This window comes from Priestia sp. USM5 (assembly GCF_058323215.1).
Genome location: NZ_JBSGKN010000001.1, coordinates 1,217,759 through 1,234,020, shown reverse-complemented (window position 1 = coordinate 1,234,020; position 16,262 = coordinate 1,217,759). Strand labels below are relative to the sequence as shown.

Below are 16,262 nucleotides of genomic sequence, written 5' to 3'. Positions count from 1 at the left end.
CATTTTGATGTTATTTGGCAGAAGTAAATAAAGCTAATACTTCTTGCTTACTCGTGTTTGTTTTACACTATATAATAAAAACAATTAATTGACTATTTTTATGATGAAAAGGTTGGAGCAGGAAATTCATCAATTTTGATACGAAGTAAACTATAAGGTTTCTCTCGTAAGTCTTTTCCATAATGAAATCTAGGCTGTCGATGTAGTTGGTTCACAATGACATACAAATATTGATCCGGACCGATTGAAAAAGTATCCGGCCACAAAATTCTCGGATCATGTGCGATAGTTTCCATTGTGCCATTTGGAAATATCTTACGAATACTGTTGTTTTCGTAATCTCCAGCATAAACAGTTCCCTTTGCATCGGTGATCATTCCATCAGACGCACCTTTTTCTCCCCAATACTCCGCATGATAAATTAAATCTTTATCTGGTATAGTTCGGTCCCTTAGAACTTCTGTTGGGATCGAGAAAAGATGACGACTGGTTAGTGGACAAAAAAATAAAACTTTGCCATCGGGAGAAATCGCTATTCCATCAGAAGCCAATCTAAATGGGGAAGTTGAGCCATCTATGTTTCTATTCATCAAAATTTCACCTTCTACCTTCGGTAAAAAATAGGGATCGGGTGAAGTTGATTTTGCTCCATTTAACCGTCTAAACGCGTTTCCATTTGATAAATCTACGACAATGATAGCTCCTGGTCCTTTTGAAGAAGAATCTGTTATATAGGCATAACCTGCTTTTCCAACACGAAAATCAAAACGGACATCATTCAGATAAGTTGTAGGTAGAACAACATCTTCTGTAAAGGTATATACTTTTCTTATTGTATTGGTTTCTAAATCAACAGCGACTAATTTCGCTCCCCCTTTAATAGGTTCAGAAAAATTGGGTGCTGCTGTATCTAATATCCAAAGCGTTCCCCTTCCATCAGCGACTACACTTTGGACACTGATGAAAGTCATTGTGATATTTTCGGAGTTAACCAAATTGGTTTGTAAATTGGGATAAGACTGCAATTTATCTTGAACAATTTCCGCCACTGTAAATTTAACATCGTCTCCCCATTTCGGAAAGCAAATGAAAATACGACCGGTTTCTGAAACAGTAACACCTGTAGGCATAGCCCCATAAAATGCATAAACTAGTTCTAAATTACCGAAATATTTTTCACTAGGTAACATAGGTTTCATAATACCCTCCTCAAACATTCAAACGGGATATCTCATATATATGATCTATATTTTTTCTAATGCATGTTTCTTAATAAGGTTTTCTATACGAAAAGAAGATTGAATTGATTGTTTTCGAAATTTAATAAGTCTCTCAGAAGAAAGGAAACATTTTAATTTAAAGGTCTCCAGATGAAGTAGAATTCAATTAGCAGTTACTGAAGTTCAATGTTCCCGTATCAACGGTAAGCTGTTATAAATAAGAAATTAGGAAAATTTTCTTTTTTAACTTTATGAAGAAATGTATTTAAGCTAAACCGCCTCTTTAGCAATTTAAGTCCCCTACTCTTTTATCATAGCTTTACTTTTTAAAGAAATTTCGTATAAAGTGATGATTACCTAGAATACTGTATCAGTCAGTGGTTTAATAACATTTCGGAGGGAAAATGCCAATGAATACAAAAGAGTTAAGAAATATCCATGCACTCGTAACAGGTGCTTCAAGCGGCCTAGGATTTTCCATGGCGGAGGCTTTGCTTCAAGGTGGCGTTAGCTTCTAGAGGTGGAACTAAATTGGATCAAGCAGTAGAGAAATTAAAGCGCGAGGGTTATCCTGCTGTTGGAATTCCTTTAGATGTTCGATCAGAACAATCCGTCAATAACGCGGTCGAATGGGTGAAAAGAGAATGGGGGAAACTCGATGTTCTCGTCAATAATGCGGGAATTGGGATGAGGACAGTAAACCCGCGTTTTTTAGTCGATCCTCAGCTGCTGCAGAGGGAATCACAGGTGAAAGAATAATTGCCACCGATTTTCAAGACTGGCTTCTTAAAAGAAAATAAGTTTTTAATCACAGGGGCGGATCCTTTCCTCTTTGAAAAAGTAGAGCTGTCCCTATGATTATTCTTTTATATTTTATAGAATGTCCAGCTCCAGCACGGGTATCAGCCAATCCGTCAAGAAGACTAAAGAGCAAACCTTCTCGCCAGCTTGTCTAGAGTCACGGTGACCGTTTCTATTTCAAATAAGTGAGAAAGCGATTGTACATATTAAGCATTTGCTACCCGTTAGTTTAAGTGAAAATGTTCATAACCAGGAAACAATTTTATATCAAAATAGAACCTTGCTTATTCACTGTTTACTAATCTAATTATGGAATTTCCTTAGTATAACCTTCTGCATTAAAGATAAACTATCTTTGTGGAGGTGCTAAACATTGGGTCGAAAATTTGAAATAAACCTTATAAAATTCCTTTATCTCTTTGGTATTAGTTCTTTTATATATTTAATAAAAAAACCACTTGCAAAGGAATGGCTCCTTGTTTTCTTTATAAAAAGTTACTATGCATCATTGGTCGATAATCTGATTGTAAAAAGAGGCTATGTTCAATATCCCACCCGATTTCCAAGACAAGTTAAAACAAGCGTGTTGTTTGATTACATCCTTTTCCCAATTACTTGTGTCTTTTATAATCAACTAACTAAGGATTCCCGCATCATTCAGTGCCTTTTAAAAGTTCTGTATTTCAGTATACCTATGACTATTGCTGAGCTATGGTTAGAAAAAAATACACGCCTTATTAAATATAAAAATGGATGGAATTGGAGAACTACTTTTTATTCTCTCTCCTTTTCCTTATTATTGGTTAGATTTACAATGTCTGTTATAAGACGTATTTTTAATAATGAGTACGATTTATCTTAGATAGTGCTTGTTAATCAGCAACAAGAGGCAAAAAAATATAGGAACATTTGAAGAATCATTAAATCTGCCTATTTGTTTCAATTATTCGCAATTTCCTCTCTACATTAACTTAAATATCCTACTGATTTTCTGTTAATAAGAAACAAAAACGGTCAGTTGTATGGAGAATTTTTTTTAATGCGTTAAAGGTATCAATCGTTTCTTTAGTCACTTCGATAATTTTGTATGTAGTTACAATTCGATTGTTTCTTTTATCAGTTGATACAGCAAGTAGTCTTGGTATTATAATTAAGGTTACTGTGCCTATTCTATCTTTAGCTACAATCTTAGAGTTTATTTATTCTTTCTTTATCATCAATAGAAGAAACACGTCAAAAAAATGAGCTTTACTCTACAAGAGCAAATAGGTAATTGCTTTATTAAATGTGGAGGAGATCGCTGACTAAGAATTAGAGCAGCAGCGCTAAGAAAGAAGAGTTATTTATTAATTTTGCATATGAACAACCTTAATACAATGGATACTTTATTTCTGCAATTATCTCATTTGATTCATACACTTTAGGCAGAGATTCTTTAAATGGGAGTATAAAATAACTCATGCATTGCTAACATCTCTAAAGAATTCACCTGTTAACTTGTCCATTAGGAAAATAAAAAAATCCATGAAATTATTTGAATTTCATGGACTTTTTTATTATATTTGCTATATGACATCTACTCACTTAAGTACTTGGTTAAAACAGTATAAAAGCCTGTATGCCATATTGATTGTCCTTACTTTCAACCGACTTGTTTCTCAGGTGAATAACTGCTCTTGTTTTGTTTTTCTTCACCTGGTAATTTCATAAATATCATCAAAATAGCACTAACAAAATACAAACCAGCAAATATCCACATGACTCCGTGTACACCCATGCTACCAATGAATGTTCCTACAATTGCAGGTGCAATAAAGTAAGACATTCCAGCCCCAAAACTTACAATAGCCATAGCTGAGCCTTTCTTTTCGGGTGCTAATGAACTTACTAGAGCAGAGAGTGGTACATAACCACATAGAACGATTCCAAAAATTATGCCTACCACAGTTAATGCCCAGAAATTATGCCCGAACATTTGAGGAGTATAAAGCATAACCAGAGTCATTACACCGCAACCGACACTGCCAATCCACATAATTGTCTTTCGCCAACCTAACCATTTGTCACTGATATAAGGAATGACTAAGTTAAAAGAGATATTGGCCACCCACATAGTTCCCCATACTTGTAACCATTCTTCTGTACTGTATCCATATTCAGAGGACAAGTATAGAGGGAAAAAGATTGGAAGAGCACCTACGCCGGTGGAGTTTATTATACGAACAACTCCGCCTATTGCGATTTTTGGCTTTTCAATACAAATAGTTAGTCCACTGAGTAAACTTTTCAATTTTTCCTTGCCGTTACCCTCACGCTCATGTACTTGGCCTTTTACAACAACAACTCCAATTAACCCACCGATTAACACCCATACGACCGCACTCCACATTAATCCGATATATCCGATTTTCGGAATCATATAAGCTGGAAAATAACTTCCAACAACATAAAGACCGCCACTCCATGCTGCCCAAAATAGCCCTATTGCCGTAGCTAAAATACGTTCAGGACTGCGATACGTAACCCAAACTAAAAACGAATAGCAAAATAAAGGATAACCAAATCCTCGAATAGCATAAGTCGGTAACATAACTGCATAATTATGGGGTTTTAGACCATATTCAATAAAAAGAATTTGACCTACTAACCAGATAACCAAGCCTGCTATCATAACCTTTCTTGGTCCCCATGCTTCTGTAAGGACACCCGAAAAGTAGGAGGCGATTGCTAATATAGCTCCGTATGCTGCAAAGAGAGTAGAAGATTGTTGAACGGTTAAGCCATGTTCAATAAGATACGGTGAAAGCCAACCATGTTCGAGACCATCTCCTACCATAAAAATTAGAGTTGCGATATAGCCCCAAATCATAGCTGATGGAAGACCTTTGGTGTTTTGCTCTCTTTTTGAAATCGCATTCATTTTAATCACCTCAAAATTATATATTTAACAATGCTGATAGTCACATTTACTCATTAGATGGTTCTCTTCAATGGTTAATGATAAATACCCAACTGGGTATTTATCATTAATTATATAGAAAATATACTGTTACGCCCACCACATTTCAGTTAATTGTTCTTTAAATTGTGCGCCTTTTAATAAAGAGACGGCCTTACTTAATCCTTCATCTAACGAAGCTAGTATATCTTCATGTTCAATGGATATCACATAGTCATATCCTACCGCACGAAGCGCACTCACCATATTTTTCCATACTTTTTCGTTTTGCCCATATCCTACGGATCTAAATGTCCACGAACGATTCAAAGTATCACTGTAATGTTTTGTATCTAATACCCCATTAACACTAATATTTGCCTGATCCAAATACGTATCTTTTGCATGAAAATGAAAAATAGCCTCTTCTCGACCAAGTTTTTTAATGGCTTCTACTGGATTAATTCCTTGCCAAATCAAATGGCTTGGATCAAAATTAGCTCCAATACTTGGCCCAGCATGCTCTCTTAATTTCAAGAGAGTTTCAGGGTTATACACAACAAAACCCGGGTGCATTTCAAGTGCAATTTGATGGATACCGTGTGACTCTGCAAATTTCACTTCCTCTTTCCAATAAGGAATGACTACTTCATTCCATTGCCAATCTAGGATTTCTGTATATTCCGGCGGCCAAGAGCAGGTTACCCAGTTCGGATTTTTGGCACCTGGGTGGTCACCTGGGCACCCAGAAAATCCGTTAATCACCGGCACTTCTAAACGTTCAGCTAATAAAACTGTTTTTCTCCACACGTCATGAGCCTTTTTGGCAACCATCTTATTTGGATGCAGTAAATTGCCATGACAACTTAGACCACTTATTGTAAGTCCTCTACTTGTAAGGGCAGCTTGAAATGTTTTTAATTTCTCTGAGTTCTCTAGTAATTCATCCGGATTACAATGACTGTTTCCTGGATAATTGCCTGTGCCCAATTCAACGGCCTCTACACCCATTTCACATAGTTTGTCCAGCATCTCTTCAAAAGGCAAGTTTTGATAAAGAACTGTAAACACCCCTAATTTCATGCACGGACCTCCTGCTTTACCTTCACCTTCATCCATTTTTGTTGTTCATGACTTGCTAAAATGGCGTCGGTAATGCACATGGACATATGTCCATCTTCAAATGTCGCGAAAGTGGCTTTATCACTTAAAGGATTTTTACCTTCTCGAATAAAGGTATAGAAATTCAACAATCCATTTTTTAATGCATCTGGCCAGCCTTCATTATGGCCCCCAGGATGATGAATGGACGATTTTGCTTCCGGATTAAATAAAGTAGGATCTGCAAGAAGAGTTTGATTTGGTTGATCTCGATAGCCAATCCACAGCTTTTCTGGTTCTTCTTGATTCCAAAAAGCAGAATTTTGACTGCAAGCGATTTCGAAGCTTAGCCTATTTTTTCGCCCTGCACTTACTTGAGACACAGTAAATAAGCCTTTTACCCCGTCTTCAAAACGTACAAGAACAGATGCATAGTCTTCTGTGTTAATCGGAACATCTTCATATGCTTCTTCTTGTCCTTTTTGTCCCCCGAAAGTAGATCCTTGAGAAGTAGATTTTTTTCTTACTGGTATAACAGTTGCTAAATCAGCAAAAACTTCGACGATTTTTTTACCTGTTACATATTGAACTGTATCACACCAATGAGAACCGATATCCGCTACCGCTCGTGATTTCCCTCCGACTTCAGGAGCTAAGCGCCAATTAAAGTCTGTTTCGAACAATAACCAGTCTTGTAAATAACTTCCGTGCACTAAGTTGACTTTCCCTAACTCACCGTTTCTGATCATCGTTTCTAATTGTTTTACAATCGGAAATTGGCGATAGTTAAAGTTTACGCCATGTACGACCTGGTGCTCTTTAGCTAATTTCAATAGCTCGGCTGATTCTTCACTAGACATAGCTAATGGTTTCTCCGATAACACATGTTTGCCTGCTTGAATAATTTCTTTATTAATTTGAAAGTGAAGGTGATTAGGTGTACAGTTATGAACAACTTGAATCTCGCTGTCTTTTAACATGTCACGATAATCCCCATAAGCTTTCGGAATTCCAAGTTCAACCGCTTTTTGTTCTGCTACTTCCTGCCCATGTTCTGCTAATCCAACTACTTCTACAAAACCGAGTCTTCTGATAGCCTCAATATGAGTAGGTCCAATAAACCCTGTCCCAATAACTCCAACTTTTATTTTTTCCATTTCTTTCTCCACCTTAATAAACTGTATTTTCCATAATTTCTTTTACTTACGTAGTAGCTAAAAAGAGAATTAAAACCTTTATAGCCGCTTGCTGACTTGCCTCTATTGATCCGAATCACAAATCAACAACTCTATTTCTAATAAAGGCTAGTCTACTAGGACTAGCCTCTACTAAACTATTATTTAAGCTTTCACTAAATTTTCTGTAAGATTAACCCACACACCTTTTTCAGCTGATTCAAGGATAGCATCTGAAATAACAGCGATTTGATAACCGTCTTCAAAATCTGGTGATACGCTTGTATTTTCAGCGATTGATTTGAGGAAATCATATGTTTCAATAATTTTTGTTTCCCCGTACCCAATTCCTAATGCCGGGATTGGCCATAGACCTTCTCCATATGGATGTGCAGGTCCTGTATAAACCGTTCTGAATCCGCGGCTATCACTTGGATCATCGGAGAAACATACTTGAAGCTCATCACGGCGTTCATAGTTAAAGTATAATGAACCTTTCTCTCCGTGAATTTCAAATGTTAAGAAGTTGTTGCGACCCCAGGCATTACGGGTCGCTTCAATGCTTCCTACTGCGCCGTTATCAAATTTAATTAAAGTTGAAAACTCATCGTCTACATCAACTTTACCTTTTGGTACATCAGCTTCTGCTTTTACAGTTCCTAGTTTATCTACAGCACCACTTTGAATCGGTCTTTCACCAATCCATGTCTTTGCAACAGCCATTACCTCTGAAATGTCACCCACAAGATATCTCGCATAGTCAATCACATGTGTTCCGATATCACCTAATGCACCTGAACCAGCTCGTTCTTTTTGGAAACGCCATGATAAAGGCGAGTTAGGATCCGCAGACCAGTCTTGCAGGTACGTGCCTCGGAAGTTTAAAATCTTTCCGATTTTTCCTTCCTCAATGTATTTTTTTGCTAGAGCAACGGCTGGTGTTCTGCGATAGTTAAATGCGACCATATGCTTAACACCTGCTTCTTTTACTGCGTCAAGCATTGTTTTTGCTTCTGCTGCAGTTCGTGCTAACGGTTTTTCTGAAATGATATGTTTACCTGCTTTGGCAGCTGCAATGGCAATTTCTGCATGAGAGTCATTTGGTGTTACAATATCAATAATATCAATTTCAGGATCTTCTACTACCTTTCTCCAATCAGATGAATAGTTTTCAAATCCTAAACGTTCCGCTGCATCTTTTGCTAACTCTTCGGTCACATCAACGACTGTGTGTCGTTGAGGAACTGCTGGTGCCGGCCAAAAAAACATTGGCATACCTGCGTAAGCGAGTGCATGCGCCTTCCCCATAAATCCTCCGCCAATCATACCTACGTTTAACTTTTTCATTTTTATTCTCCTCCTATGAAAGTAGTCTATTTATTCTGATCTACTATCTTTTAAATAACATTTTCTATATCGTTATGGTAAATTAGACTTCAAGTTTCTAATATATTATCTCTGCTACTTTCTTCTTGACCTTAAGACTTATTTGCCGTTTCAAAACTTAATAAGAAGTTAAAACTGATTTCTGCTCCTTTTTTCGGATCATTATAGCTATCTAATTCTACTGTAAGCCATTCATCATATCCAATTTCATCCAGAACTTGGATCATTTGATCAAACTTTTGATGTCCTTCTCCTAAAGGAAGAAATTCTCCATTATAATAATCTTTGAAATGAATATATTTAATGCGATCTGCATATTTTTTAATTACTTCTACCGGATTCCCTCCACCTGCTTCGATATGCGCTGTATCCGGACATAAATTAATCGTTGTTAGTGCCATTAATTTGTCCAGCTGGTCTGGGGCCTCTACGTTTGTTCCTAAATGCGGGTGATAACTTGGAATAAGATTATATTTCTCTGCAATTACTACTACTCGATTAAGAGCATTGCCTAAATCAGTGTAATCGCTTTCTAAAATACCATTCGCACGGATAGCTCCTCCGCCAATTACTAGATGCTTCGCTCCTAGTTCAGAAGCAAGAGCTGCAACCTCTTCAATTTTTAATAATTCTTCTTCCAAAATATCTGGAAAAATAAAATTCCCTCCAGTGTAAACTCCAATAAAGTCTAAAGAGTAACGGTTCAGCAATGCTCTAAATTCTTCTTTTCTATCTTTAAATTCCATTAGATTTCCGTCAAACATTTCAAATCCTTTATATCCAACTTCTGCAATATCCTTTAAAGCTTCTTCTGTTGATCCATTTGCAAGGTAATAAAGGTCTTTTATCGAAGTGACTCCGGCAGGATGCCCTACTACCCCGCCCCACGTATTTGTCTGATATCCTAGTTTCATGGTTTCTCTCCTATCTTTAAAGATTCCTTATGAGTACATGGTGTATTAATACTGGGATTTCATCACCTCCCTAAATTAATTTAGATAAGAAATAATTGAATCAAAATACATGTAATCGATTACAAAGCATTCTAGAAAAAGACTATATTTTTTAATTTATTATAAGAAGAAGCTGTGTTTACTACCTGTACTTGTAATTGATTGTACTTATCAAAAACCCAAACTAAAAATCCCTTTTTAATCAGATATTAAGCAATTCTTTTTCCAACCATTTGTAATCGATTACATCTTAATTTTAAAAAACAAGAAGATTTAAATCATCAGACACATTTTCAAAAGAACTCTTATTCCCTTATGAAAGATGTGTTGAGCACGAATCACGTATGATAAGCTGATCTTCCATTAAATATTGATGTCTTTCAATTTCTTCCTTATTCATCAACTTTATAAGTAATTTCATTGCCATCGTGCCCATCTCAAAAGCTGGCTGTGAGATGGTTGTAAGAGCCGGTTTGAAAATAGATGAAAATTTTATATCATCAAATCCTACTACGGAAATATCATGTGGAACACTTAATCCTTTTGAAGAAATAGCATTTATAGCTCCAAATGCCATCTCATCATTTGCTGCAAACACGGCTGTTGGAGGATGATTAAGACCCAAAAATTGATTCATTATATTAAAACCGCTTTCATAAGAAAAATCACCCTCCTGCACTAAAATAGACTCAACTGTCAGGTTGTATCGTGTCATTGTCTGATAAAATCCTTTTAATCGATCCTGGCCTATCACTCCACCTAGGGGACCTGATATAAATCCTATCCTTTTATGTCCTAACTTAACCAAATATTCTGTTGCTTTTTGAGCCCCGCTGATATTATTAATAGAAACGGTGGGGATGGCTGAACCTTCTATATATTCACATGCCAAAACTACAGGATATTTGAGAGCCATTTCCTCAATGTTCTTCGATTCCATTCTCGCCGTTAGTAAAACCATTCCATCAGCTTTTTTTTGGAGAAGTATATTTAAATACCCATTTTCTCTTTCCAAATCATTGCCCGTATCCCCAAGCAGAACTTGATATCCTTTTATGACGGCTACAGACTCAATTCCTCTTAATACCTTAGAAAAAAAAGGATTTGTTATATCAGGTACAATGACTAGAATGGTTTTGGTTTCTAATGTTCTTAACTGGCGAGCTAATGCATTTGGCTGATAGTTTAATTCTTTAATTACTTGTAATACTTTCTCAGTCGTTTCTCCCGTTACAGTGTTAGGTTTACTTAGCACTCTTGACACTGTAGCAGTTGAAACATTTGCTTTTTTTGCTACATCTATTATTCGCACCATTTTACGACTCTCTTTTCTTGTTCTTCTCTATAACAGAATTGTAATCGCATACAAAAATATTGTCTAATTGGATTCAGACAACATTTTCTGAGGTTCAAACTCTTTAAAAATCCTTTTAAGCGTCGTTTTTATCCATATAAACAAAAAAACAACAAATTAAAAAAACTCAGCACTTATTGCTGAGCTCCCTGTTTTATAATAATTTGTACCTTTGCAGATTGTCTACTTTATGCTTGGAAATCCTTGCAGTTTCCTTATAATCTTTAAAATAGGCTTTATACATTTGACCCGTTGCTTCGATTCTTGTTAAAAGTTCCACATTTATAATATAAGATCTATGAGATATCATAAACCTAGAATCAACGGCACCTTCTAAGCTAGTTAAAGCTTCATTTGTCTCGAATTTACCATTTTTAGTATGAATGACAGATTTCCGATCAAGTCTTTCAATAAAGATAATTTCTTCTAATGGAATAAAAATTATATTTTTCTGCTGTTTAATCATTAAATCCTTTTTAGATGAATGTTCTTTATCGACTAGTGAAATAGACACTTGGGAGGCTCTCTCTAAAGCACCATATAAACGATTTCTATCAATTGGCTTTAAAATATAGTCTACTGCCTTTACGTTAAATGCCTCAAGTGCATAATTATCATGACCAGTAATAAAAATAACTTGTAAAGCCGGGAAAAGTTCTTTACATGCTTTAACTGCTTCCATCCCATTCAATAAGGGCATTCCGATATCGACTAAAGCAAGATCCGGTTTTTCTTTCGTAACATAGTGTATCAATTCTTCACCGTTGGCGGCCTCTCCAACAATTTTATATTTGGATAAACTCCCAATAAAGTACCTTAACAATTTTCTTGAGGTAACATCATCGTCTGCGATCAATACTTTCATCTTGTTGTTCCCCCTTTTCCCTAGCGTTTCTTGATTTCGCAACACTTTGAATAATATCTGGAGCATCTTCATTATAAACGAGCTGCCAAGCATCAATTACATTTTCTTTCATTACTTTTAGAGACGGAACGGCTACATAGGGTGGCGCTTGTTTTCCAAGTAGGGCATACCCTGCTAGAATCGCTTCGGCGACTCCTTGCTGGTATGGTAGCTGGGCACCTAGTCCTTTAATAGGTCCATCCTGTGCAATTTCCAAGGCGACGTTCATACCCAAATCCATTGTCGTAATGACTAAATTGCTTTTTTTTGCAGTACGAGTTGCCCTCAAAGCTCCTTCAGCCGGGACATCCCATACAACAAAAATACCATTTAAATCCTGATGTTCAGCAATCATACCGGATGCCACTTTTTCTCCATCATTCGAATCAGTAATTCCCCTACGATCGACAATTTGAATATCAGGGTACCTTTCCTTTATCGTTTTTTCAAATGCTTCCGTTCTTTGTTTGGTTGCAAAAAAATCAGCATCATGATAAATAATCCCGACCTTACCTTTTCTATCTAATTTCTCAGCCATGATATTAGCCGATTCAATGCCATTTCCATAATTGTCAGCAGAAACAATACTTACATAATCTTTCCCATGCTGCAAACCATTCGGTGTATTGTCCATAAACACCAGCTTTACACCAGTTTGGGCTGCTTTTTGATATACACTTGCAGTCAATTCTGGATCAACTGGAATGCTCACCAGGATATCCGGTTTTTTGGCTAAAATGCTTTCAATGTCGGCTACTTGCTTTTTCCATTTAAATTCTGCATTTGTCACGGCTACTACCTCAATGCCCATTTTCTCAAAAGTAGTTTGCATTCCTTCCAATTGGGACCTTGACCAATCACTTCCAGTATAATGCATAGCAATAGCAGCCTTATATTTCTTTTTCTTAATTTTTTTTAGCTCTTTCAAAGATAACCGCAGTGTTTTTGCTGAGGCAGCTTCCTCGCCATGTGGTCCTGTACTTAAAATTTTATGATCTGGAATATTTTGATTAATTGTATTGTTTAGCGTTTCACTTAGGATTGTCAAAAACTCTTGTACATGAATGGGCTTTGTTAAATAGTTATCAAATCCTTTATCCAATGTATATTGAATATCCTTTGGCACTGCATTTGCACTTACAGCGATGACAGCAATATCTTTCGTTTCTTTGCCTGCTTTTAAAATTTCAAATACTTCATATCCATTAATATCTGGGAGGTTAATATCAAGAAGAACCAAATCTATTTTTTCGTTTGCTACAATTTCTATTCCTTCTTTTCCTGTACGAGCTGATAAGAGCGTATAGGAAGGCTGCGATTTAATGATGTTACTTACTAAGTGCAAGTTGGATTCGTTATCTTCAATATATAGCAAACGATAGTTATCTTCCTTCCTATTATTTGGTGGAGGAAATTCAGTTTGTTCACCCCATTGTATGACAGTCTTTGAATCATTTGGAAGAGGAAGGCTAAAACAAAACTCACTTCCTGTTCCTTTATTGCTTGTTACATTAATCTCCCCTCCCATTAGATGCACCAGCTGTTTAACTAAAGATAACCCAATGCCTGTACCTTCTTCTTTTGCACTTTCAATTCGATAAAATGGAACAAACACTTTAGTATATTCCTCTGCAGAAAAACCCACACCTGTATCTACGATATGAATGTACTGCTTATTCTCTTGTAAACGACAGAAAACGATGACTTTTCCATTTTCTTGATTGTATTTAATAGCATTATCGAGTAGGTTCAGCAATATTTGTTTAAGACGTAGAGGATCAGCAAGAACGATCATATCTTCCCATTGATCCAGTTGGCTATAAATACTGATATTCTTCTTCTTAGCCAATGGTTGTACAATATTGATACATTCCTTGATGACAGTTAGAAGATGAACTTCCTCTACAGAAATCTTTAAATTTCCTGTTTCTATTCTTGACACGTCTAAAATATCATTAATTAAACTTAATAAATGGCTTCCTCCACTTAAAATCTCCTGTACAAAATCACGCTGTTGTTCATTTAAAAATTCATCCATCTCCAATAATTGAGCAAAACCCAGAATTCCATTCAGCGGCGTACGCAGTTCATGACTCATCTTAGACAAAAAACTTGATTTGGCCATGTTCACTTTTTCAGCCTCTTCTTTTGCCTGAATAATAACTCTTTCCATTTTTTTTTGTTCTGTGATATCCTCAAACTCCCATAAGTAGCCTACAAAATCATTTTCCTCATTTAAAGGAAAACAATTGTAGCGTAGTGTCATACCTGTATCTATTTTAATCTCTTTTGTAGTTCTCGTTCGTTTTTCTTTATTTTCCAGCTTAATTTTATTAATTTCTTTATCAAAAAGGTAATGTAAATCGGAAGCGTGCATCCCAATATGGCAATCAATTTCACCCTTCAACTGGAAAATTTCGTAAAATTTCCTATTTAAGAGCCTTATTTTTTTATTCCAATCTGTTACTGCAATCCCACTATCTAACCAATCAATCAAACTACGCTGGAATGCATAGGAATTCATTAATTTTTGTTCTTGTTCTTTTTGAAGAATTTCCTCTTCCATAATCTTTTTGTTAGTAATGTCCACACAAGTTCCGACTACTTCAGCTACTTTATCCTTATGAAATAAAGGTCTTAAATAAATTACATAATAAGTACCTCTAAATTCACCTTCATATTCAATGTACTGTCCTGCCCACGCTTTTTTGTAATAACTGTTTAGTAAATTGGCAGTGTCAATATCATCCCAATACAAATCATGAAGCGCCTTTCCGACGATATCCTCTCGATTAACCCCCAACCTATACAGTAATTCTCCCTCGGCAAAAGTATGAATAAACTCGTTACTTTTTTGTACAAACTTAAAAACCATCCCGGTATCAGTAAAGCCTGGTTGTGCAATATATCTGGAATCCTTCATTCGTTTCGCCCCTAGTTAGTTAAAAAAATATAATATGGATTCTATATGATGAATCCCTTACTTTATGTTCTTTACGGTGCTTAAAGATTAATTTGAAACCAATTATTCATTTGTAATAATTATTGTAATCGCTTTACAAATTATACTTTTCTTATTATAAGCTTCACTATATTGATTAGTCTAACAATACTTACCCATGGGGCTGCCACACCTTTATTAAAGAAGGAAGAGATCAAAACAGAGAGTCGTCTTTTTGACATTACTAAAGGGAAAGATATTTATGTCGTTAATCCTTCTATGGAGCTTTATATAAAGACTTCCAATTATAAATGCATTTTTCTTCATCTGTTCCTTCTGCTTTTGACGGATCGCCAAAGCCCCAGTAAACTCGTTTCACATGTAGAAAAGTTACAGATCAATGCTCTACTGCGTGTCCGCATAGTGTCACAACTAAAACAGATTATTAAGAATTTCAGGATTGATTACATCAGATGTTTGGTTTGAGATATTGATTCCTACTTCTTTCATTGTTTTTACGGCATTAGGATTTAAAGCATGAACTTCAAGTCCAGCACTTTTTACCTCCCACTATTTCCCTTGATACTTTTTAGCCTAACCTTCTTTCATGCCATATTTAAATCAAAAAGTTTGATGTAATTAAAAGAGTTCTTGTTCGACTAACCTATCAGTTAGCTAACAAAAAAAAGACCACCAAAGCGTTTAGCCCCAGCTATTGCCAATTAATTTTCCGGATTATATGTACATTATAACTACTTAATATAATTCACCTATAAAAACATTATAGAATGTTTCCTCCTATATTCGGAACAATAACATTGTATTTACGTAAAAAGGAGGGTAATCAGAAATGGATATTCAAAAATTAGCCGACCATGAGTCATTGGATCTACATGAAGTTATTAATTTTAAAACTCTTTGCTTAGCGAAATCAAAACTAATGCAAGGACTTGTATTTGATGATGATTTGAGAGCATTAATGAAAAAAGATGTTGAACAATCGATACAAGCGCTGGGAGAATTACAGGCAGTTTATCAACGTGCACCTTTTGAAGCCCCTGTTCCTCAAAACCGGCCAACACCAATAATCAATTGAAAAGGAGGTAAATTCAGTGAATCATGACTATTTAGATCCTATAAACTCGCTACACGTACCAGAGCTCGCAGATACCACATTTGCGATGGACTTTCTTCTTCGTGCCAAGGAAGGTGTTCGCAATATCGCAGTCGCATTAACGGAGTCCGCATCACCTGATGTTAGAACCCTCTTACGAGAACAGTTAATGCAAGGGATTGCCATGCACCAAGAAATTACAGAACTAATGATTAGTAAGAAATGGTTCCATCCATACGAATTAAGTGAACAATATCAACTAGACCAACTTTCTGCCAACAATACATTGATGATTGGCAAAATGAATTTATTTCCTGTTGAGACCAATAGAAAAGGTCTGTTTGACCGAACACCTGATGAACACTAACACTGGAG

Annotated in this window: 13 protein-coding genes and 1 pseudogene; 4 read left to right on the top strand and 10 right to left on the bottom strand. The window is 36.0% G+C overall.

Features of this window, described 5'->3' with window-relative positions; translation table 11 throughout:
• Positions 1-98 precede the first annotated feature (98 nt).
• On the bottom strand, positions 99-1,199 hold the full coding sequence (locus ACWATA_RS06480; protein WP_221816496.1) for an L-dopachrome tautomerase-related protein: 1,101 nt from the start codon (positions 1,197-1,199) through the stop codon (positions 99-101).
• Between the two features lie 522 nt (positions 1,200-1,721).
• On the opposite strand from ACWATA_RS06480, the gene ACWATA_RS06475 reads away from it, so the two are divergent.
• Positions 1,722-1,979: an SDR family NAD(P)-dependent oxidoreductase gene (locus tag ACWATA_RS06475; RefSeq protein WP_473049656.1), complete on the top strand. Its 258-nt coding sequence runs from the start codon at positions 1,722-1,724 to the stop codon at positions 1,977-1,979.
• A 415-nt stretch (positions 1,980-2,394) separates the two neighbouring features.
• The gene (locus ACWATA_RS06470) at positions 2,395-2,883 is read left to right on the top strand and encodes a CBO0543 family protein (RefSeq protein ID WP_255219759.1); all 489 of its coding nucleotides are present in this window, start codon (positions 2,395-2,397) and stop codon (positions 2,881-2,883) included.
• A gap of 780 nt (positions 2,884-3,663) precedes the next feature.
• Here ACWATA_RS06470 and ACWATA_RS06465 read toward each other — a convergent pair.
• The 9 genes and pseudogenes from ACWATA_RS06465 to ACWATA_RS06425 all read right to left on the bottom strand — a co-directional run.
• Positions 3,664-4,941: an MFS transporter gene (locus tag ACWATA_RS06465; protein WP_047933503.1), complete on the bottom strand. Its 1,278-nt coding sequence runs from the start codon at positions 4,939-4,941 to the stop codon at positions 3,664-3,666.
• A gap of 129 nt (positions 4,942-5,070) precedes the next feature.
• A complete protein-coding gene (locus tag ACWATA_RS06460; protein WP_473049654.1) occupies positions 5,071-6,042 on the bottom strand; it encodes a sugar phosphate isomerase/epimerase family protein in 972 nt (323 codons plus the stop codon).
• Positions 6,039-7,217: a Gfo/Idh/MocA family protein gene (locus ACWATA_RS06455; RefSeq protein WP_016766272.1), complete on the bottom strand. Its 1,179-nt coding sequence runs from the start codon at positions 7,215-7,217 to the stop codon at positions 6,039-6,041. The genes ACWATA_RS06460 and ACWATA_RS06455 overlap by 4 nt, the downstream gene beginning before the upstream one ends.
• Before the next feature lie 183 nt (positions 7,218-7,400).
• A complete protein-coding gene (locus ACWATA_RS06450; RefSeq protein ID WP_165636274.1) occupies positions 7,401-8,582 on the bottom strand; it encodes a levoglucosan dehydrogenase in 1,182 nt (393 codons plus the stop codon).
• A gap of 131 nt (positions 8,583-8,713) precedes the next feature.
• Positions 8,714-9,535, bottom strand: coding sequence for a sugar phosphate isomerase/epimerase family protein (locus ACWATA_RS06445; RefSeq protein WP_034649933.1), 822 nt, complete (start codon positions 9,533-9,535; stop codon positions 8,714-8,716).
• A gap of 352 nt (positions 9,536-9,887) precedes the next feature.
• Positions 9,888-10,889, bottom strand: a complete 1,002-nt coding sequence (locus tag ACWATA_RS06440; protein WP_473049653.1) for a LacI family DNA-binding transcriptional regulator — start codon at positions 10,887-10,889, stop codon at positions 9,888-9,890.
• A gap of 193 nt (positions 10,890-11,082) precedes the next feature.
• Positions 11,083-11,793: a LytR/AlgR family response regulator transcription factor gene (locus tag ACWATA_RS06435; RefSeq protein ID WP_165636272.1), complete on the bottom strand. Its 711-nt coding sequence runs from the start codon at positions 11,791-11,793 to the stop codon at positions 11,083-11,085.
• Positions 11,768-14,755 carry a substrate-binding domain-containing protein gene (locus tag ACWATA_RS06430; protein WP_473049652.1) on the bottom strand — a complete coding sequence of 996 codons (2,988 nt, stop codon included), beginning with the start codon at positions 14,753-14,755 and terminating at the stop codon, positions 11,768-11,770. Before ACWATA_RS06430 ends, ACWATA_RS06435 begins: the two co-directional genes overlap by 26 nt.
• Positions 14,756-15,050: 295 nt before the next feature.
• Positions 15,051-15,343: pseudogene (locus ACWATA_RS06425) on the bottom strand (arsenate reductase/protein-tyrosine-phosphatase family protein); the annotation flags it as partial.
• A gap of 280 nt (positions 15,344-15,623) precedes the next feature.
• On the opposite strand from ACWATA_RS06425, the gene ACWATA_RS06420 reads away from it, so the two are divergent.
• Both ACWATA_RS06420 and ACWATA_RS06415 read left to right on the top strand, forming a co-directional pair.
• Positions 15,624-15,869, top strand: coding sequence for a hypothetical protein (locus ACWATA_RS06420; protein ID WP_034649925.1), 246 nt, complete (start codon positions 15,624-15,626; stop codon positions 15,867-15,869).
• 16 nt (positions 15,870-15,885) lie between these two features.
• Positions 15,886-16,254, top strand: a complete 369-nt coding sequence (locus ACWATA_RS06415; RefSeq protein ID WP_016766279.1) for a spore coat protein — start codon at positions 15,886-15,888, stop codon at positions 16,252-16,254.
• Positions 16,255-16,262: the final 8 nt, after the last annotated feature.